Below are 18,552 nucleotides of genomic sequence, written 5' to 3' on the forward strand. Positions count from 1 at the left end.
CATTCTGAAAGCTTATAGTACTTATCATAGCATATGGATTCTTCTTCTCCGACTTGGCTTCAGCGCCTCGAAAACATGCACCCCTATCAAACCCTAATTTATTTAGGCATGTTTGGAAGTGGTCTGATTTTTCTTTTCATGACCGTGGCCTTTTTGGCCTCCGTCTCTGGAAAGCTCTACAGCTTTACCTTCGAAATGCCACTATCCTTTATCATTAGCACGGTGATTATTTTAGCTAGCGGCTATTCTACCTCTAAGATGCAAGTTCATTTTAAAGCCGAAAATGTACGTAGACTTAAAAATAGCCTGCTAAGCACCTTTTTTTTAGGACTTGCGTTTACTATCTTACAATTTATCGGTTGGAAAGAATTAACCGATTCTGGAATTGATTTCAGAGGGCTTCCGAGTGGAAGCTTTTTGTACGTATTAAGCGGCATTCACCTGTTCCATTTACTTGGAGCTATGGTGTTCGCGCTAATTTTAGTTGCCCAGTATGCCAAAAGGGAAAAAGATGGCATCGCCCAGCTTATCATGCTGACCAACCCCTTCGAGCGGATGCGTATCCAGCTCTTCGCGGTGTACTGGTACTTCATGGATGCTGTGTGGATTGTGCTCTTTGTTACCTTTTTATTGGTTTTTTAAGAAAATTCACTTCATTAAATTAATTTAAAAATCTATGTCAGAAGAAAAGTATGAGATCAATATTGATCCGGATTGGATAAAGCGCTATGCCTGGCGAATCGTCTTGGGCATCGCTCTGCTTCTGGGAGCCTTTACCAGTATCAAAACGATCGGCCCGGAGGAAGAAGGTGTCGTACTACAACTCGGAAAATACGACCGCACGCTATTACCCGGCTTGAATTTTATTTTGCCGTATGGCATCGAAACCCTTTATAAAATTCCTGTACAGCGTCAGCTCAAGCAGGAGTTTGGTTTCCGGACGAGAAGCTCTGACACACGCTCGGAGTTTTCTAAGTCTGCCTTCGGAGATGAAAGCATGATGCTGACGGGTGACCTAAACTTATCCGATGTGGAGTGGGTCGTTCAGTACAGAATCGTAGATTCCTATCGCTTCTTATTCCGGGTAAGAAATGCTGAAAAAACGCTTCGTGACATGTCAGAGGCGGCGATGCGCAAAATCGTGGGCGACAGAACCGTAAATGAAGTGCTTACCGTCGGTCGCCAAGAGGTAGCTTCCGCAGTGGAAGTATTACTTCAGGAAATGTGTGAAGAATATGAGAACGGAATTCGCATCGATCAGGTGGTGCTTCAGGATGTGAATCCGCCAGAGCCTGTAAAACCTTCCTTTAATGCCGTCAACCAGGCCCAGCAGGAACGTGAAACCCTTATTAATCGCGCCGAAGCAGAGTATAACCGTGTGATTCCAAGGGCACGCGGGGAAGCCGAAGAGACGATACAGCTGGCAGAGGCTTACGCCCTTAATCGTGTAAACCGTGCCACAGGGGAGGCGCAGCGCTTTGATGAATTTTACCAGGCGTATGTGAAGGCCCCTGAAGTAACGAAGCAGCGTATCTACCTAGAGACGATGGAGCGTGTGATGCCAAGATTAGGAAATAAGGTCATCGTAGACGAGCGTGGCTCGAATGTTCTTCCCTTATTAAACTTGGATAATGCCAAACCTTTAAAGCCATGAGTAAAACCATTATATACCTTATCGTAGGGATTGCGGCGATCGTTACCCTATCGAATACCATCTTCATTTTAGATGAAACGAACCAAGCTATCGTCACGCAGTTTGGTAAACCTGTAGGTGAACCGCGCACTTCTCCGGGCCTAAATTTCAAAACGCCCTTTTTACAGAAAGTGCAGTATTTCGATAAGCGCTATTTGGAGTGGGACGGAGATCAAAATCAAGTCCCTACCAAAGATAAAAAGTTTATCTTCGTAGACACCTACGCGCGCTGGGAAATCACAAACCCCCTGCAGTTCTTCATTCGTCTTCGCGATGAGCGTAGTGCGCAGTCACGCCTAGATGATATTCTCGATGGTGAGACGCGTAATGCAGTAGCTTCGCATGACCTATTGGATATCGTTCGCTCTACGAACCGGAACCCCGAAGTGACGGAAGACTTCATGGAGGAAATCGAAATACTCGAAGACATTTCGGTGGGCCGTGCCGCCGTAGAAAAGATTATTCTCGAAAAGGCAAATGAAAGAACCGCCGATTTGGGCGTTAGAATTCTCGATTTTCGCTTTAAGCGAATGAACTACGTAGACGAAGTGCGAGATCGCGTATACGACCGTATGATTTCCGAAAGAAATAGAATCGCAGACCAGTTCCGTTCTGAAGGGGAAGGAGAAGCCCGTAAAATAGAAGGGAATAAGGAGCGTGACCTGGCGCAGATCCAGTCTGAGGCCTTCCGTGAGGCGGAACTGATTAAAGGTAAGGCAGATGCTGAGGCCGCAGATATTTATGCTGCCGCTTATAACAGAAACCGACAATCCGTGGAGCTCTACAAATTCTTACGTTCTCTCGAAAGTTTCGAAAAATCTTTAGACGAAAATACCAGCGTCATTATCTCCAGCGATAGTGAGCTCTTTAAATACTTGAAGAGAGCAAACTAAGTCTAGCATGACCATTCCAGATGTAGACGAGAAGTTTTAAGACTTTTCGTTATTAATCAAAAGGATACAAAGTACCCGTTTACCCCTCCCTCATGTATGGAGGGGTAAACATTTCTCCCCATCAATGCTTTCTTTTTCATGAAGTTTACGATTCGAACCACTGTGGATCAGGATTACCTAACCGTAAAGGCTGGGTTTAATGAAAGTCTCTTTCGAAAACTGGCACCGCCTTTTCCCCCACTAGCACTTAAGCGCTTTGATGGCTCCCGAAAAGGAGATATCGTCTCCATGGAGCTAAATTTCTTCTTATTTAAGCAGACCTGGACGAGTTTAATTACCCATGACCACACAGATGCCCATCAGTTTTACTTCATAGACGAAGGTACAGAGCTACCGTTCTTCTTATCCTACTGGAAACATAAGCATGTCATGGTAAACTTGCCCGACGGCCGAACAGAAATCCGTGATGAAATCGCCTACAAAGGTCGACCCACTTGGCTAAGTGCGCTACTTTACCCCGCCCTTTATGTGCAGTTTTGGATGCGCAAACCGATTTACAAGCGGATTTTCAAACTAGAAAATGCCTAAGGTGCCAAAAAAAATAGAAGCATAATAAAAAAGGTGAGGACGCAGGCTATAATCCGATTCCTCACCTTTTTTGCTTCCGCGAGACGGGAACTTTGCGCTCCGCGCAAAAAAAACCGCTATAGTAGACTTAAATTCTCACAATTCTCTATCTGGCAGTCTCCATAAAGGACTAAGGAATGGCTGGTGATGCCAGACTGGAATTCTTCCCCCATGGCTTCCTTGATGAGATTAATGCGCTCATCAGAAAATTCACGGATCTTTCTACACTGATTACAGACATGGTGGTCATGGTGCTTATAGGTCAGAGCCTGCTCGTAGAGGGCGACCTTATCCTTAAACTGATGCTTGACGGCGAGCCCACACTCCACCAGAAGATCTAATGTATTATATATAGTGGCGCGACTGATCGTGTAGCCTTTATTCCTCATTAAAAGGAATAAGCCTTCCACATCGATATGCTCATCCTGCGGAAGTCCATACAATTCATCGATTACCGAAAACCTTTCCGGTGTTTTTCTACTGCCCTGGCGGGCTAAAAAATTCTCAAATATCTTTTTCGCTTTTTCTAAAACTGATTTATCTGCCATGATTCACAACTATAAAGGGTAAAGATGCCGCTTTTTTACCTTATTTTCAATTTTTTCGCGCACAGGGGCTTTTGAAAGGGATAATTTACCTTTAATCTAAATAATGAAAACGCTTTGGCTTCGATTCGCCCGAACGAATGGAAGTGACTCGCACGTAGAACCTACTTAAAAGGCAAATATTACGCCTAAAAATACCGAAAGTGTAAAAAATCGAACAAATTTGCTCGATTTTCTTTTAATAGAGAAACCTCTGATTGAATTGAGTTTATGCTGATAAAGTCTTTACTAGCTCTCGTATGCATGTACCTCCTGAGCCTGTCTGCTTCAGCTCAAATTCCTGCTTTTTACACCAAGGAGCCAGGCAAACGCAAGGTCTCTTTTCCTGTTCAGATTCATAATAATCTCGTCGTACTTCCTGTCCGCATTAACGGTAAAGAAGATCGAAACTTCTTATTAGATACGGGAGTAAAGACGAATATCTTATTTGATCCCGCCGATATAGAGCGCTTAGGCTTAGAAGTTACACGGAGTTTAAACCTCGTAGGTGCGGATGGAAGGACGCTGATAACGGCCTCTGTCTCCCCTTATAACACGATCGATCTCGGAGAGGTAGAGGGCATTTTTCAAACGATTTTAGTACTAAACGAAAATGTTTTTGAGCTAGAAAGCATCGTAGGCGTACCCATTCACGGTATTATAGGTTATGAATTCTTTAAATATAACCCCGTGCGCATCAGTTACGATAAAAAACGCATTGACTTTTACCGCTCTGATGCACTGCGCTGGAGACCCATCGGTTTTCGAAAAACAGCTATGACCTTCGATAATGGTAAGCCTTATATCCAAGCGAAAGTTAAACAGCTGGACGGTGTACTTCCTGTAAAGCTCCTGATCGATACGGGTGCGAACCATGGCTTACTGCTGAACCGAGAAACCAGTGACCGCATTAATCTTCCCGCGCGGTACATCGAGACTGATTTAGGCAAGTCTCTGGGCGGTGACCTCTATGGCTTGCTCGGCAGAAAGCGGCGCCTGACCATAGAAGGGCTAAATTTCTACGATGTCATCACCTCCTTTCCCGATGAAACAGAATTTTCCTACGTCATTAAAGAGTCCGGCCGACAGGGGAGCTTGGGCTCCGAGATCTTTGCCCGCTTAGAATTAATCATCGATTACAGAAGAGAGCGGCTGCTATTTAAAAAAGCGAAGAGTTTTAATGTGCCCTTCGAGTTCGATATGTCAGGCATCGTCCTAAAAGCCTACCCCGACGGAGAGGTGGAGCGCTACTATGTGGCAGATTTACGGGCGGACTCGCCTGCGGCAAAGGCCGGCATCCAGGTCGGTGACGAAATCGTCTCTTTAAATAAGGTTCCCGTGGATTTTTGGAACCTGACCAAGATGATTGACCTCCTGCGCTCGGAACCTGGGAAACAAATTTTCATGCGTGTCCTACGATTAGGAGAAGGCAGCACGGAAGAAAATCCAGTGGTGGAAACGCATGAAGTTAATTTTATTCTGAAAAGAGAAATTTAATCGCTTATTTTTGTGGACAGCTATCCGTGTTCTGCCCGCCCTTTGTGCGGAAGCATTAACCCTTATGCTGTATTTTCGCGTAAAAAGTCTAAACGATTCAGCCATGAAAAAAGCACTTATTCCTATTCTTATTTTGCTCGGTCTGGGCCTCTTTGTATACTCCAAAGCGGTGGGAACCTATAACTCACTGGTGACGATAGAGGAGGATATAAATGGTAAGTGGGCCGAGGTCGAGACGCAGTATCAGCGTCGTGCCGATCTCATCCCTAACCTAGTGAATACCGTCAGAGGTTTCGCGGACTTCGAAAGGGAAACGCTAACGGGTGTGGTGGAAGCTCGCGCTAAAGCGACGGGCATCACCCTAAATGCCGATCAGCTCACACCGGAGAATCTGGCCAATTTTCAGGCCGCGCAGGATCAGCTGAGTGGAGCGCTAAGCCGGCTCCTGGTATCCGTAGAGCGCTATCCCGAGCTGAAGGCTAATCAAAACTTCTTAGAACTGCAGGCACAGCTAGAGGGTACCGAGAACCGGATATCCGTAGCGCGTAGAAACTTCAACCAGTCGGTCCAGCAGTTTAATGGGAACATCCGCACCTTCCCGAATAACATGATCGCGGGCTTCTTCGGCCTAGAGCGTAAAGGCTACTTCGAAGCCAGTGCCGGTGCAGAGCAGGCACCTACCGTAACCTTCTAACCTCCCTAAGCATGCCACAAGACCTATTTTCAGAAGACGATCGCGCTTTACTTACCGCCGCCATCCAGGAAGCGGAACGAAAAACATCAGGAGAGATTCAGGTACACATCGAGAAATACTGTAAGGAAGACGTGCTAGACCGCGCTGCCGAAGTCTTCGATGCCCTGAAGATGCAGGAAACTGCTGCACGAAATGCGGTGCTTTTTTACTTGGCGACAGGAGATAAAAAGTTCGCCATCCTCGGAGATGCGGGGATTCATGCTGTGGTTGAGGAAGGGTTTTGGGACGATATTAAAGAAGAAATGCTCGGGCATTTTAAATCCGGCGCCTTCACCAAAGGCCTGGAAATAGGTATTTTACGGGCTGGCAAGGCCCTTAGCACACATTTCCCTTATGCAGATAAAGGGGATACAAACGAACTTCCAGATGATATTTCTTTCGGGTAAGCCCATGGCAGCACATAAAAACTTCTTTCTTACCCTTAGCCTGCTTTTCCTTTGCTTTTGGGCCATGGCCCAAAATGATTTTCCTAGCCAGCCTTCTCCGCCGCGCCTGGTGAATGATTTCACGCAGACTTTAAAACCTGCGGAAATTCAGCAGCTGGAGCGCAAGTTAGTGGCCTATAACGATAGCACGAGTACACAGGTCAGCATCGTCTTGCTGCGCTCGGTGGGTGCTTATGACATCGGTGATTATGCTTTTCAACTGGGAGACCGCTGGGGAATCGGCCGCTCAGATGTGGATAATGGGGTCCTGATTTTAGCCGCTATCGAGGACAGAAAGGTCTTTATAGCCACGGGCTATGGCATGGAAGGGTCCTTCCAGATGCTCTGGTGAAGCGGATGATCGAGCAACTTATCATTCCGAATTTCCGCATGGAGGCTTACTACACAGGTTTAGATAGAACGACGGACCTGATCTTCAGCCTGGCTGCGGGTGAATTTTCCCCTAAGGAAGCCTTAGGCGCACCCTCACAGCCTGAAGTACTGCGCGGATTTATCGTCTTTTTGTTTTTTGTGCTCTTCTTCCTGATACCTCTTCTACGGAATAAAAGAGACCGCAGAAACCACATCGGAGGGCGAGGGGCAGACGTGGATCTGATGAGCACCATCATGCTCGCGAACATCCTGAAAGGAGGCAGCAAAGGCAAATATGGGCAGTTTAGCGCTGGAAGGGGCTCTTTCGGAGGAGGCTTCGGCGGTGGTTTTGGTGGTTTTGGTGGTGGCTCTTTCGGAGGAGGAGGAGCAGGGGGAAGCTGGTAAAGCACCTTCCCCTCAGCGGCCCGCTGCTAAAACGAAGACATCTACGCGCTTAGCCCCCTGCTCCACCAGACTATTCATGCAGGCGATGAGCGTGGCACCGGTAGTCATCACATCATCGATGAGCAACACATTTTTTCCCTTCACATTTTCTTGAGCTTGAAAAATTTGGTTAACAACCTCCAGGCGTTCCATGCGATTTTTTTTGGTTTGAGAGAGGGAATGTTGGGTTCGGACTAGCCCTTGGAGTATGGGGATTTCGAGTGCTTGCTGTAGGCCTTCGGCCAAAGCCTGGCTTTGGTTATAGCCTCGAATGGTCATTTTTTTAGGATGGAGCGGCACAGGAACTAGAGCATCTATGTGCGCTAGGGGATTCCCCAGATTCCTTAATAGGGTTCCATAGGCATTTCCAAGATAGGTAGCCAGTTCGGGGCTGTCTTTATACTTAATGGCGTGCAGCACTTTCTGGCTCATACCCCCTTTAGAAAATCGTAAATAAGCAAAAGCCTGATGGACGGGACAGAGTCCAATCAACTTATTGACAAGCTCATTTTTATGTGGAGTTAAGTGAAAAGAAGTGACTGGAAGTGCGTAAAAACAGGTAGAACAGAGTCCAATTTCATTTGGCAGCAGTACTTCTGTACAGGTTACACAATGCTTCGGAAACAAAAGCGAGAAAAAGTCTTGAAAAATGGGGTATTTCATGGTTAAAAAAGCGTTGTAATGAATCTAATGCAGGCATGAACCTGTTATATTTGTTAATTAGTATACCTATAGCTAAAAATAATGAATTTAGTAGAAGAATTCAATTCCTACCGAACGCGGATGAATGAAAGCATCCTGAGTGAGGATAATAAAGTACTTAAGCGCTTCTTTAATTTAGATACGAACGCCTATGCGGCAGGCGCGGTAGATGTGAAGGCGAAAGAAATGATCGGCTTGTCGTGCTCGATGGTTTTACGCTGTGACGACTGCGTGCGCTATCATTTAGGGAAGTGTTTCGAACTAGGCATGAAGCGGGAAGAGGTTTTTGAGGTATTTTCGATCGCCACGTTAATCGGAGGTTCTATCGTTATCCCTCATTTGCGCCGTGCTGTGGAATATTGGGAAGCTTTAGAAGTTGAAAAGGAGAAGGCATGATTCGCGTTAAAAAAGAACACGATTTAGAAAAGCGCTGGTCCAAGTTACTTCTCGGCTTAGAGGAGACGATAGGGAAGCGTCCGAAAGATTTAAATGGTGTTTTATTCTTAATAGGTGTTCAAGAGCTAGGTAGGGGGAACCGAACCTTTACAAAAGAGGAGAAACAAGACCTGATGCATATCGCCATTTGCAAGGTTTTAAGTCTAAATGGTTATTACAGCTTGGACTTTATCGATCAAGAGGGTTGGCCACATTGGAAATTAGAGAAAGAGCTCCCTCATTTTGACATTTTAGAGCAAGAAAAGCTTTTAAAGCTATCTGTGCTCACTTACTTTGAGGAAGAGTTTGGGATAGAAATCCTATGAGTATTAAAAGGATGAAGTATTTGTCGTATAATGTAAACGGTATTCGTGCGGCCTTAAAAAAAGGCTTTGCGGATTGGATGGCGGAAGAATTACCTGATTTAATCGCCCTGCAGGAAGTTAAGGCGAGCCAAGAGCAGGTAGATCTACGTCCATTTGAAGATTTAGGCTATCAAGCGTACTGGCATGATGCCGAGAAAAAAGGGTACAGCGGTGTGGCTTTTCTGAGTCGTCTTCCCGTGGATCAGGTAGTTACTGGTATGGAGAACCCTAAATACGATGCAGAGGGACGGGTATTACGTGTCGATATAGCCGACATTTCCTTTTATTCCGCCTACTTTCCATCGGGGACTACAGGAGACCTACGACAAAACTTTAAATATGAATTCTTGGATGATTTCTATACATTTATCCAAGGAAAATTAAAAGAGAAAGAAAAAATAGTTGTAAGCGGGGATTATAACATTTGTCATAAAGCGATAGATATTCATAATCCGGTGAGCAACAAGAAAAGTTCGGGCTTTTTACCGGAAGAGCGTGCTTGGATGGATAAGTTGACAGAAAACGGTTTTCAAGACAGTTTTCGCTTATTTCACGAAGGTCCGGATCACTATAGTTGGTGGTCATATCGTGCGAATGCTCGGGCGAAGAACCTGGGATGGAGGATCGACTACCACATGGTCAGCGAGGCATTAGTACCACAAGTTAAAGGAGCCGGTATTTTACCGGATGTACATCATTCGGACCATTGTCCTGTAGCAGTAGAAATAGATATTTAGACAGACTATGACTTCATTTAAAATAGCGATTCCTTCTCTGATAGAGAACATAACAATCATCGAAAGTTTCATCGATAATGCTCGAGAGAAGTTTGACATTAATGATGATATCTATGGAAACATCATGATATCCGTTACTGAGTGCGTTAGTAATGCGATTATTCATGGTAATGGAAAAGATATCGAAAAGAAGGTCCACATAGAGCTACATTTTTCTGATGACCAGCTAACCTTTATCGTTTCTGACGAAGGAACGGGTTTCAACCATGATACGCTAAAAGATCCTACAGCACCTGAAAACCTGGAAAGAACAGGAGGTAGAGGAATCTACATTATGGAGCATTTAGCAGATGAAGTCAAATATGAAAATAATGGCAGTAAAGCATTTCTTACCTTTTACATGAATTAAGTTATGGCAATTTCTTTTTTCGTAGAGGATGTTCGCTATGATTTGAAACCTAAGAATACACATAAGAAATGGCTTAGGACGCTAGCGCAAAGTAAAGGGTTTACCATTTCAGAGTTGAGCTACGTTTTCTGCTCAGACCCCTATCTACATGAGATGAATGTAAATTTCCTCAATCATGACACCTACACAGACATTATCACTTTCGATCAATCTGATGATCCTACCGATAAGACGATAGAAGGGGACATTTACATCAGTGTAGATAGAGTTAAGGAGAATGCAGCCAAGCTAGCAGAACCAGTTGAAGTAGAAATGCGCCGTGTACTAGCACACGGCCTGCTGCATCTCATGGGTTTTAAAGACAAAAGTGAAGAGGAGGCGCGAGCCATGCGTGCAGCAGAAGATGACGCTATCGCACAGTATGAAACTATCTGATGTTCCACGTGGAACACATAAAAACAGAAATCGTCGTTAACAAAACAACGGAAATAAAAAAGGACGAACTAGGGTAGAACTGAAACAAGAGTAAATGAATCCAACAAAGTTCTTACCTCTACCCTGAAACGCAATTAAGGAGTGAACCAGGACTAGACATAAAATTCAAACAATACAAATACGGATTTATCCCAGAATTATTAAAATTGAGCAGAACTGATATAACATCCTTAATAACATAAAGCCACATGCGGGAAAGCAAATGTTCCACGTGGAACACTTCTAAAGAATGGAGATGAGAATCTGAGCAAGGTAACAAAGACAACAAGGACCATGTGTGGAGTATGAAGCCTAGATTCGTTTAAAGAAAAGTCAGGTTTTAAAGTTAGAATAAAGAAAAGAATGCCAAAAATAGGGGATAAATGAAACCAATTATCATCAAAATGAATTGAAGGACGAAAGGTAGCGGATTAGCTTTTATTAGTAGAATGAAATCAAATGAGCTTCTAAATGAAACCGATTCATGCGTACATAGAAAGTCTAGTTAACTTCTATGCTTCTATGCAGGCAGGAGCTATAAAATAATAGTGAATAAGTAACTGTTCCACGTGGAACACAAGAATAAAGATATGTTTTCAGAATACGACGTAATAGTAGTTGGTGCAGGACATGCGGGATGCGAGGCAGCACATGCTGCCGCTACCATGGGAGGAAAGGTCTTACTATGCACGATGAACATGAATACCATTGCACAGATGTCTTGTAACCCCGCCATGGGTGGGGTGGCCAAAGGTCAAATCGTGCGAGAAATCGATGCGCTAGGGGGTATGTCAGGGATAATATCTGATAAATCCATGATTCAGTTTCGTATGCTGAACAGATCAAAAGGCCCTGCCATGTGGTCACCACGAACACAAAATGATCGAATGCGCTTCGCCGAAGAGTGGAGACTAGACTCTTGAAAAAACACCAAACGTCGACTTTTGGCAAGAAATGGTGCGCGAACTTATCGTAAAAGATGGACATGTCTTAGGGGTTAAGACAGGTATGGGGCTAGAAATAAAAGCGAAATCTGTCGTACTTACCAATGGTACCTTCCTGAATGGAATAATTCATATAGGAGAAAAACAATTTGGAGGAGGAAGAACAGGAGAATCCGCAGCAAAAGGTATCACCGAACAACTGATAAGCTTAGGATTTGAAGCGGGAAGAATGAAGACAGGTACTCCACCACGTGTGGACGGCAGAAGCCTCGACTACTCTAGGATGGAGATTCAATATGGTGATGAGCAACCCGAAAAATTTTCCTATTCAGACGAAACCAAACCACTCGAAAAGCAACATTCGTGCTGGATTACCTATACAAATAAAGAGGTACACGAAACATTAGAGACCGGATTCGATCGTTCACCGATGTTTAATGGCCGAATTCAAGGACTAGGACCACGATACTGCCCATCTATAGAAGATAAAATTAATCGATTCTCTGAACGAGAAAGGCATCAGATATTCGTTGAACCAGAAGGGTGGAACACAGTAGAGATATACGTGAACGGCTTTTCAACATCTCTACCTGAAGATGTACAGTATAAAGCGATGCGTAAAATAGCAGGTTTTGAACATGCGAAAATGTTCAGGCCCGGTTATGCGATAGAATATGATTTCTTCCCACCTACCCAGCTGAAACTCACATTAGAGACACAGCTAATCGAAAACCTCTATTTTGCTGGGCAAATTAATGGGACTACTGGTTATGAAGAAGCGGCATCCCAAGGGCTTATAGCAGGAATAAACGCTATTCGAAAAGTGCGAGAAGAGGAAGCTTTTATTCTGAAACGCTCTGAAGCATACATAGGTGTACTCATCGATGACTTAATAACCAAAGGGACTGAAGAACCTTATCGTATGTTTACATCGCGTGCAGAATTCAGACTGCTGCTACGCCAAGACAATGCCGACCTACGTCTTACCGAAAAAGGGTATGCCATAGGATTAGCCAGTCATGAGCGCTATGAAGCCATGAACAATAAGAAAAAGCAGACCAAAAGATTAATCCATGATTTAACTCAAAAAAAGGTAACTCCGGATGAAGTAAATGATAAACTAACTGGAATCGGAACAGCTGAAATAAGAGAGAAAATAACTGTTGATAAACTACTAAAACGTCCCCAGCTAGGACTGGATGCCATCGCTACGCTAACAACAGATTTAGCGGACTATCTGAGCAAGTTCAGTAAAGAGGTACGAGAACAAGCAGAAATACAGGTGAAGTACGACAGTTACATCGAAAAGGAACAACAGATGGTTGAGAAAATCAATCAAATGGAAAATTTTAAAATTCCGATGCAATTTGATTACCTCGCAGTACCTGCTTTATCTGCAGAAGGAAAGCAAAAGTTACACAAAATTAGACCTGAAACACTCGGACAAGCAAGTAGAATAAGCGGAGTAAGTCCCGCAGATGTTTCTATACTAACAGTTTATCTAGGAAGATAAAAAATACATGGAAGACCTCTTACACTGCCCACTTTGTAAAAGTGGGCGTTTTCTTGTCTTTACCAAAGTAAAGGACCATGCGATTAGTAAGGAAACCTTTACACTTTGCCATTGCACGAAGTGCAAATTACATTTTACAAATAAAAGACCCACAGCATCTGAAATAGCTCCCTATTATGCTTCTGACAACTACACCTCCCACAAAGATGAAGGTGCTGGACTGAAAACATGGCTTTACAAAAAGGGTACGCGGAATCAACCTTCAAAAAAAGATAAAGCACCTTAACGGCTTACAGACAGCACATAAAAAAATGCTGGATGTAGGAAGTGGCTTGGGATATTTACCAGAGGCAGCGAGAGAAGCGGGGTGGGAAGTGGCAGCATTTGAACCAAATGAACAAGCGAAAAACCAGATTCTTAAAAAAGGAATTCCATTAGAAGAAAGCCTAGATAACTTGAATAGGGATAGCTACGATGTCATTACACTGTACCATGTATTAGAACATATACATGACCTGAGATCCACCTTAAAACGGCTTAGAAAGGCGCTACGAGAAGGAGGCTACCTTATCGTGGCTGTTCCTAATCATGACGCATATGAGCGATCTATGTATCAGGAATACTGGGCAGCATACGATGTACCGCGGCACTTGTACCACTTTAACAGGGAAAGCATCCACTATCTATGTGAAAAGTTTAAATTTGAAATTATAACAGAGGAGCTCATGCCCTTTGATAGTTTTTATGTCAGTCTCTTATCTGAAACATATAAAAACCCAGAGGCATCTACGTTAAATCACTACATAAAGGGCTTCTTCATGGGTCTGAAGTCTTACTGGGCAGCCAGAAAAAACATCCGTAGCGCATCAAGTATTCAATATACGCTAAAGAAAATCTAATGAACCAGGTATATTCACCCTACATTCCACTCTTATTTTTATTGAGCTTATTGTTGATAGGTGCATGTGCACAGCAAAGCACACCCATGGGCGGTCCAAAAGACGAAACACCGCCTCAACTGATACGAATCAAACCAGAAAACGAAACACGAAATGTCAAGCCAGAGGTTATAGAATTGGAATTTGATGAGTTCGTGAAGCTAGATAATGCACTCAAACAAATTATTATCACTCCGCGGGTAAAAAAGGATGAAATGGAGATAACGGCTAATCGAAATCGAGTCCTGATCAAGTTGAACCAGGAGCTAGAAGACAGTACGACTTACCTATTCAACTTTCAAAAAAGTATTCAGGACATTTCAGAGGGAAATCCAGCTGAAAATTTAAAGCTGGTATTTTCCACAGGTCCTGATATCGATAGCTTAACAGCTGAAGGAAATGTACGCTTTATTTTTCCTAGGAATAAAATGGAAGATGTACTCGTAGGTCTCTATGAAGTAGGGGATACCACGAATGTACTCACAGCACCACCCTATTATGTAGCCAACGCAGATACGAGTGGTAATTTTAGGATGACCAACCTACGACCAGGAAAATACATGGCCTATGCTTGGCACGATGATAATAATTCCATAAAAGCGGAAGATAAAACAGAGGCTTATGGCTTTATCTTAGATACCATTCAGATAAAAGAAAACGTCAAAGACCTACAGTTTTACATCAGTAAGGCGGATCTCTCCGACTTTAAAATTACACGCGCCGCAAGCTCTGGAAGCAACTTTGATATCGTTTTAAGTAAAACACCAGTGAAAATAGAACTGGAAAATGAGGATATAGGTAAAACACTTTTTTACCGATTAAACGAAAAAACACTACGCTTCTATCATACGGCACTACAGGAAGACAGCACATCGATGCGCCTACAGTTTAAAGACTCCGTAGGATTCCATATTGATACCGTGCTATTCGCTAAATTTGAGAGCAGCGAAAGAAGAAAAGAGAAGCTAGAGGTTAAGACCAATAGCGGTAAAAGCTTTTTGAAGGCATTCACAGCAGAAATAAATTTCAATAAACCCATAGCAGAAATACGTTTAGATTCCCTTCTCATACAATACGATTCCGCAAGTGTCATACCGGTACAAAAAGAATGGATAAGCTTCTTAGATTCAGCTAAACGAACAGATATACGCATCGATCTAAGCATTATAGACACCGTAAGCACAACGCGAAACTTTAAACTATCCGCTGCAGATTCTACATTCTTAGATGTAGAAGGGTTGTTTTTTGAAGGTAAGGTAGAAGTAAATTTTAAACGATCTAATCCAGAAACATTAGCTGAACGACTAGGAATTACCTACGTAACAGAAAAAGAAGGGCCCTTCCGCTATGAGCTGCTTAAGAAGGAAGAAGTCATCCGACACATCACGACAAAAGAGAAAACTGTGGCATTTACACAGGTGGATCCAGACACCTATCAGGTGAGAGTCATCGTGGATGCTAATGAAAACAACAGGTGGGATCCTTCTAATTTCTATGAGGGAAGGCAAGCAGAAGAGGTATTTTATGCGATCAATCCAGAGGCAGAAAAAAATAAACGGGATGTCATTTTAAAAGCTGGATGGGAGAATAACATTACTATCACAGAAACACCACCCCTGGGATGGAGACCAAAAGCTAAGGAGGAGGCTCCAAAAAGTGTCATTGAACCCATTCTAACACCGGAACAAATGGACTTGAAAATCCAAGAATGGCTGGAAAACAAGGTAGAAAACCCTGTGGATAAGCAGTAAATAAGCGTGGATAAATCAGGATAACTTGTGCATAAAGGAAGGCTTATCCCCAGCAGGCTCTAAATTTCGAGATCAGAATTTTAAGCTGAGGATAAACGCTAGGTTATGCACAAGTTAAGTTTCTGTTATGCACACAGAGATACACACGTAGGGCAGAAAGTGGAAAATAAGGCCAAAATGTGGATAATACGATAAAACCTACATTTACAGCTAAGTACACGTTCACAACTTGTGGATAAAGCTCCAATCACGTGCATAAATGGTGCAGAATACCGTGGATAAAAAGCTACCAAGAAGTTATCCACTTATGCACGCCTTAATAACAATAATAGTTTTTTTTATATATACTTATATAATTACTAAATAGGGTGTGGACAGTGGATTTGCATAACGGCTAACTTTTTAATATTTTCAACATCCCAAACCCATATAACCATGAAAGTAACCAGGCTCTTTGATATCATCGATCATCAAATCGCTCAATACGACAAAGAAGTGGCACTCGCCCAAAAAACCAATGGAAGCTGGAGAAGCTATTCTTCTCGCGACGTTAAACAGATCGTGGATAATGTCAGTCTTGCGCTTCTCCAAGCTGGTATTCAAAAAGGCGACAAGGTAGCCATCATCTCGAATAACCGTCCCGAATGGAATTTCATAGATCTCGCCTTACAGCAGGTCCATGCTATTTCAGTTCCGATGTATCCGACGATCTCGGCGGATGATTATGCCTATATATTTGATCATGCCGAGGTAGCCATGATCTTTGTCGGTGACGAGGAAATTTTGGCAAAAGCCAAAGTAGCGAATGCCCAAAAAAAGGTACCTATTTACACCTTCGATCAAATTAAGGGAGAAAAATTCTGGAAGGATTTCATGGACTCCGGAGAATCAGGTAATCTAGCCGATCTGCACGCTTTAAAGGAGCAGGTGAGGGAAGAGGACCTCTTTACCATTATCTACACCTCAGGGACCACCGGAAGGCCTAAGGGGGTTATGCTCAGCCACGCGAATGTTATGCATAATGTGCGCGCGGTAGAAGATCGCATCGTAGCACCCAAAGGCACTTCCAAGGCACTAAGCTTTCTTCCGCTCTGCCACATCTATGAACGCACAGGTTCCTTCTGCTTTATGTACATGGGTATCTCCATCTATTATGCGAAAAGTATGGAGACTATCGCCGATAACTTAAAGGAGGTGCAGCCACAGATTTTCAACACTGTACCTCGACTACTTGAAAAAGTCTACGATAAAATCGTGGCAAAAGGGTATGAACTCACAGGGATAAAAAAATCACTCTTTTTCTGGGCGCTTAATCTTGGTCTCAAGTATGAACCTAACCAGAATCAAGGTGCTTTTTACAACTTTCAGCTCAAGTTAGCGAATAAAATTATTTTCAGTAAATGGAGGGAAGCCCTAGGCGGGCAAATAATCCAAATCAATAGCGGTGCCTCTGCGCTGCAGCCACGACTGGCTCGTGTTTTCTGGAGTGCTGGCATTCCCGTGTGCGAAGGCTACGGACTGACAGAAACCTCTCCCGTAGTGGCCGCCTCTGTACGTTCCCATGAAGATATTCGCATCGGATGCGTAGGTAAAATCGTTCGCGATGTAGAAGTCCGCATCGCTGAAGATGGCGAGGTCATGGTAAAAGGCCCTAATGTAATGATGGGCTATTACAAACAGCCAGAAATGACTGCTGAGGTAGTAAAAGACGGTTGGTTCTCGACTGGCGATATCGGAGAAATCGTAGAAAAACACTACTTGAAGATCACTGATCGTAAGAAAGAGATGTTTAAAACCTCGGGAGGTAAGTACATCGCTCCACAGCCAATGGAGAATAAGTTTAAGGAGTCTACTCTGATCGAACAGCTCATTATCGTAGGGGAAAATCAAAAGTATCCAGCGGCACTTATCGTTCCGAGCTTTGATGGCCTGAAGGATTACTGTAAACACAAGGATATTCCTTATACGACCGATGCGGAGATGATCCAAAAACCCGAGATTAAGGAGAAATTTGATCGGGAGATCGAGCAGCTCAACAAGTATTTTGGAAACTGGGAGCAGATAAAGCGTTACACGCTCCTAGGAGCACCATGGACTGTGGAGACAGGAGAGCTAACCCCTACGATGAAGCTAAAAAGAAAGATAATCCATAGTAAATATGCCAAGGAAATAGAGCGCTTGTACGCTTAGCACCTGTTCACAGATAGAAAGGACTAGCAGATGGAACTGTTAGTCCTTTTTTTAACACGTCGGGGGTAACATAGGAGAAATTACTGCGTTCGGAGCACAAAAATTCCGAAAAAAAAATTCAAGAAACTAATTTTCGAATTATTAGTTTTTAAAAGAATATTATTTCTAAAATAGAGTTTATTTTGATTTAACCTGTTATAATATTTGGATTTGCTCCCAAAGATGCCAACTTAATTTCTTATGCATGCAGCATTTTTTTTCTCTAATAGTATGCATGCATAACTTTTTTTTTCTTAAATTAGTATGCATAAATAAAGTGCCTATGAAACGAGAGGAGACAGTCGATCACCACATTAAGAGTTCCTGGCACGCCATATCCAGAATGTACAATCAGCAAGCCGCCAAGGAGGGCTTTACCACCTCGATTGGGTTTGTGCTTATCAATATCAACTCAAAAGAGGGCACGCCAGCCACTAAGATAGCGCCGCTGATGGGACTAGAGTCAAGGAGTTTAACCCGTATGCTAAAAGGTATGGAAGAGAAGGGACTGATCTATAGAAAGCAAGATCCAACCGACAAGCGTTCTGTGCGTATCTTCTTAACAGAGGAAGGCATTAAAAAGAAAAAAGTATCCGTCCAGGTGATTAAAGCTTTCAACTTACATGTCCGCGAAAGGGTCTCGGAAGAAGAATTAACCATTTTTTTCCGGGTTTTTGAGAAAATCCAGTCTGTCATCGAAGATATAGTAATAGAAAACGTGAACCCAAATAAGTATAAGTCGGCCTTATACGACAGCTAAAAACCA

General features: G+C 43.3%; 21 protein-coding genes and 1 pseudogene. 20 read left to right on the plus strand and 2 right to left on the minus strand.

The genetic code is table 11. The annotated features are described in order from the left end of the window. Nucleotides 1–33: 33 nt before the first annotated feature. From A3SI_RS05705 to A3SI_RS05720, 4 genes are all read left to right on the plus strand, one after another. Entirely contained in the window at nt 34–642 is a 609-nt protein-coding gene (locus A3SI_RS05705; protein WP_009054263.1) for a cytochrome c oxidase subunit 3, read from the plus strand. Nucleotides 643–676: 34 nt separating this feature from the next. Continuing rightward, entirely contained in the window at nt 677–1,654 is a 978-nt protein-coding gene (gene hflK / locus A3SI_RS05710) for an FtsH protease activity modulator HflK (protein ID WP_009054264.1), read from the plus strand. Then, nucleotides 1,651–2,586, plus strand: a complete 936-nt coding sequence (hflC, locus tag A3SI_RS05715) for a protease modulator HflC (protein ID WP_009054265.1) — start codon at nt 1,651–1,653, stop codon at nt 2,584–2,586. The genes hflK and hflC overlap by 4 nt, the downstream gene beginning before the upstream one ends. Nucleotides 2,587–2,724: 138 nt before the next feature. Then, nucleotides 2,725–3,174, plus strand: a complete 450-nt coding sequence (locus A3SI_RS05720) for an SRPBCC family protein (protein ID WP_009054266.1) — start codon at nt 2,725–2,727, stop codon at nt 3,172–3,174. A 116-nt stretch (nt 3,175–3,290) separates the two neighbouring features. Here the strand turns inward: A3SI_RS05720 and A3SI_RS05725 are convergent, their stop codons facing one another. Further along, nucleotides 3,291–3,761: a Fur family transcriptional regulator gene (locus A3SI_RS05725; protein WP_009054267.1), complete on the minus strand. Its 471-nt coding sequence runs from the start codon at nt 3,759–3,761 to the stop codon at nt 3,291–3,293. A gap of 300 nt (nt 3,762–4,061) precedes the next feature. On the opposite strand from A3SI_RS05725, the gene A3SI_RS05730 reads away from it, so the two are divergent. The 5 genes from A3SI_RS05730 (at nt 4,062) to A3SI_RS22275 (ending at nt 7,250) form a co-directional block, all read left to right on the plus strand. Beyond that, nucleotides 4,062–5,294, plus strand: a complete 1,233-nt coding sequence (locus tag A3SI_RS05730) for an aspartyl protease family protein (RefSeq protein ID WP_009054268.1) — start codon at nt 4,062–4,064, stop codon at nt 5,292–5,294. A gap of 103 nt (nt 5,295–5,397) precedes the next feature. After that, on the plus strand, nt 5,398–5,988 hold the full coding sequence (locus A3SI_RS05735; RefSeq protein ID WP_009054269.1) for a LemA family protein: 591 nt from the start codon (nt 5,398–5,400) through the stop codon (nt 5,986–5,988). Between the two features lie 11 nt (nt 5,989–5,999). Further along, complete coding sequence (locus A3SI_RS05740) at nt 6,000–6,434, plus strand: TPM domain-containing protein (RefSeq protein ID WP_009054270.1); 435 nt, start codon at nt 6,000–6,002, stop codon at nt 6,432–6,434. Nucleotides 6,435–6,438: 4 nt separating this feature from the next. Further along, a complete protein-coding gene (locus A3SI_RS22270; RefSeq protein ID WP_316929091.1) occupies nt 6,439–6,825 on the plus strand; it encodes a TPM domain-containing protein in 387 nt (128 codons plus the stop codon). A gap of 5 nt (nt 6,826–6,830) precedes the next feature. Further along, nucleotides 6,831–7,250 (plus strand): hypothetical protein, encoded by a 420-nt coding sequence (locus tag A3SI_RS22275; protein WP_009054273.1) that lies wholly within the window; start codon nt 6,831–6,833, stop codon nt 7,248–7,250. A gap of 12 nt (nt 7,251–7,262) precedes the next feature. Here A3SI_RS22275 and A3SI_RS05750 read toward each other — a convergent pair whose 3' ends face one another. Continuing rightward, the gene (locus tag A3SI_RS05750; protein ID WP_238531614.1) at nt 7,263–7,721 is read right to left on the minus strand and encodes a ComF family protein; all 459 of its coding nucleotides are present in this window, start codon (nt 7,719–7,721) and stop codon (nt 7,263–7,265) included. Between the two features lie 312 nt (nt 7,722–8,033). On the opposite strand from A3SI_RS05750, the gene A3SI_RS05755 reads away from it, so the two are divergent. From A3SI_RS05755 to A3SI_RS05800, 11 genes and pseudogenes are all read left to right on the plus strand, one after another. Next, nucleotides 8,034–8,387 (plus strand): carboxymuconolactone decarboxylase family protein, encoded by a 354-nt coding sequence (locus A3SI_RS05755; protein WP_009054275.1) that lies wholly within the window; start codon nt 8,034–8,036, stop codon nt 8,385–8,387. After that, nucleotides 8,384–8,752, plus strand: a complete 369-nt coding sequence (locus A3SI_RS05760) for a hypothetical protein (protein ID WP_009054276.1) — start codon at nt 8,384–8,386, stop codon at nt 8,750–8,752. The genes A3SI_RS05755 and A3SI_RS05760 overlap by 4 nt, the downstream gene beginning before the upstream one ends. A gap of 11 nt (nt 8,753–8,763) precedes the next feature. Then, nucleotides 8,764–9,528, plus strand: a complete 765-nt coding sequence (locus A3SI_RS05765) for an exodeoxyribonuclease III (protein ID WP_040670302.1) — start codon at nt 8,764–8,766, stop codon at nt 9,526–9,528. Nucleotides 9,529–9,535: 7 nt separating this feature from the next. Beyond that, on the plus strand, nt 9,536–9,937 hold the full coding sequence (locus A3SI_RS05770) for an ATP-binding protein (protein WP_009054278.1): 402 nt from the start codon (nt 9,536–9,538) through the stop codon (nt 9,935–9,937). A gap of 3 nt (nt 9,938–9,940) precedes the next feature. Next, nucleotides 9,941–10,372: an rRNA maturation RNase YbeY gene (ybeY, locus tag A3SI_RS05775; RefSeq protein WP_009054279.1), complete on the plus strand. Its 432-nt coding sequence runs from the start codon at nt 9,941–9,943 to the stop codon at nt 10,370–10,372. A gap of 629 nt (nt 10,373–11,001) precedes the next feature. Then, a pseudogene (gene mnmG / locus A3SI_RS05780) lies at nt 11,002–12,868 on the plus strand (tRNA uridine-5-carboxymethylaminomethyl(34) synthesis enzyme MnmG). A 7-nt stretch (nt 12,869–12,875) separates the two neighbouring features. After that, nucleotides 12,876–13,154, plus strand: a complete 279-nt coding sequence (locus A3SI_RS20270; RefSeq protein ID WP_238531615.1) for a hypothetical protein — start codon at nt 12,876–12,878, stop codon at nt 13,152–13,154. A 25-nt stretch (nt 13,155–13,179) separates the two neighbouring features. Beyond that, a complete protein-coding gene (locus tag A3SI_RS05785) occupies nt 13,180–13,767 on the plus strand; it encodes a class I SAM-dependent methyltransferase (protein WP_009054280.1) in 588 nt (195 codons plus the stop codon). An 86-nt stretch (nt 13,768–13,853) separates the two neighbouring features. Further along, a complete protein-coding gene (locus tag A3SI_RS05790; RefSeq protein ID WP_238531616.1) occupies nt 13,854–15,557 on the plus strand; it encodes an Ig-like domain-containing domain in 1,704 nt (567 codons plus the stop codon). Between the two features lie 435 nt (nt 15,558–15,992). Then, on the plus strand, nt 15,993–17,747 hold the full coding sequence (locus A3SI_RS05795) for an AMP-dependent synthetase/ligase (RefSeq protein ID WP_009054282.1): 1,755 nt from the start codon (nt 15,993–15,995) through the stop codon (nt 17,745–17,747). A 322-nt stretch (nt 17,748–18,069) separates the two neighbouring features. Further along, nucleotides 18,070–18,546: a MarR family winged helix-turn-helix transcriptional regulator gene (locus A3SI_RS05800; protein ID WP_040670306.1), complete on the plus strand. Its 477-nt coding sequence runs from the start codon at nt 18,070–18,072 to the stop codon at nt 18,544–18,546. Nucleotides 18,547–18,552: the final 6 nt, after the last annotated feature.

Source organism: Nitritalea halalkaliphila LW7, assembly GCF_000265075.1.
Lineage (GTDB): Bacteria > Bacteroidota > Bacteroidia > Cytophagales > Cyclobacteriaceae > Nitritalea > Nitritalea halalkaliphila.

Coding starts and splice junctions, on each gene's coding strand:
- A3SI_RS05795 (WP_009054282.1), top strand. CDS start 15,993: ATGAAAGTAACCAGGCTCTTTGATATCATCGATCATCAAATCGCTCAA.
- A3SI_RS05800 (WP_040670306.1), top strand. CDS start 18,070: ATGAAACGAGAGGAGACAGTCGATCACCACATTAAGAGTTCCTGGCAC.
- ybeY (WP_009054279.1), top strand. CDS start 9,941: ATGGCAATTTCTTTTTTCGTAGAGGATGTTCGCTATGATTTGAAACCT.
- A3SI_RS05765 (WP_040670302.1), top strand. CDS start 8,764: ATGAAGTATTTGTCGTATAATGTAAACGGTATTCGTGCGGCCTTAAAA.
- A3SI_RS05760 (WP_009054276.1), top strand. CDS start 8,384: ATGATTCGCGTTAAAAAAGAACACGATTTAGAAAAGCGCTGGTCCAAG.
- A3SI_RS22275 (WP_009054273.1), top strand. CDS start 6,831: ATGATCGAGCAACTTATCATTCCGAATTTCCGCATGGAGGCTTACTAC.
- A3SI_RS05740 (WP_009054270.1), top strand. CDS start 6,000: ATGCCACAAGACCTATTTTCAGAAGACGATCGCGCTTTACTTACCGCC.
- A3SI_RS05705 (WP_009054263.1), top strand. CDS start 34: ATGGATTCTTCTTCTCCGACTTGGCTTCAGCGCCTCGAAAACATGCAC.
- A3SI_RS05725 (WP_009054267.1), bottom strand. CDS start 3,761: ATGGCAGATAAATCAGTTTTAGAAAAAGCGAAAAAGATATTTGAGAAT.
- A3SI_RS05790 (WP_238531616.1), top strand. CDS start 13,854: ATGGGCGGTCCAAAAGACGAAACACCGCCTCAACTGATACGAATCAAA.
- A3SI_RS05755 (WP_009054275.1), top strand. CDS start 8,034: ATGAATTTAGTAGAAGAATTCAATTCCTACCGAACGCGGATGAATGAA.
- A3SI_RS22270 (WP_316929091.1), top strand. CDS start 6,439: ATGGCAGCACATAAAAACTTCTTTCTTACCCTTAGCCTGCTTTTCCTT.
- A3SI_RS05750 (WP_238531614.1), bottom strand. CDS start 7,721: ATGAGCCAGAAAGTGCTGCACGCCATTAAGTATAAAGACAGCCCCGAA.
- hflC (WP_009054265.1), top strand. CDS start 1,651: ATGAGTAAAACCATTATATACCTTATCGTAGGGATTGCGGCGATCGTT.
- A3SI_RS05785 (WP_009054280.1), top strand. CDS start 13,180: ATGCTGGATGTAGGAAGTGGCTTGGGATATTTACCAGAGGCAGCGAGA.
- A3SI_RS05770 (WP_009054278.1), top strand. CDS start 9,536: ATGACTTCATTTAAAATAGCGATTCCTTCTCTGATAGAGAACATAACA.
- A3SI_RS05735 (WP_009054269.1), top strand. CDS start 5,398: ATGAAAAAAGCACTTATTCCTATTCTTATTTTGCTCGGTCTGGGCCTC.
- hflK (WP_009054264.1), top strand. CDS start 677: ATGTCAGAAGAAAAGTATGAGATCAATATTGATCCGGATTGGATAAAG.
- A3SI_RS05720 (WP_009054266.1), top strand. CDS start 2,725: ATGAAGTTTACGATTCGAACCACTGTGGATCAGGATTACCTAACCGTA.
- A3SI_RS05730 (WP_009054268.1), top strand. CDS start 4,062: ATGTACCTCCTGAGCCTGTCTGCTTCAGCTCAAATTCCTGCTTTTTAC.
- A3SI_RS20270 (WP_238531615.1), top strand. CDS start 12,876: ATGGAAGACCTCTTACACTGCCCACTTTGTAAAAGTGGGCGTTTTCTT.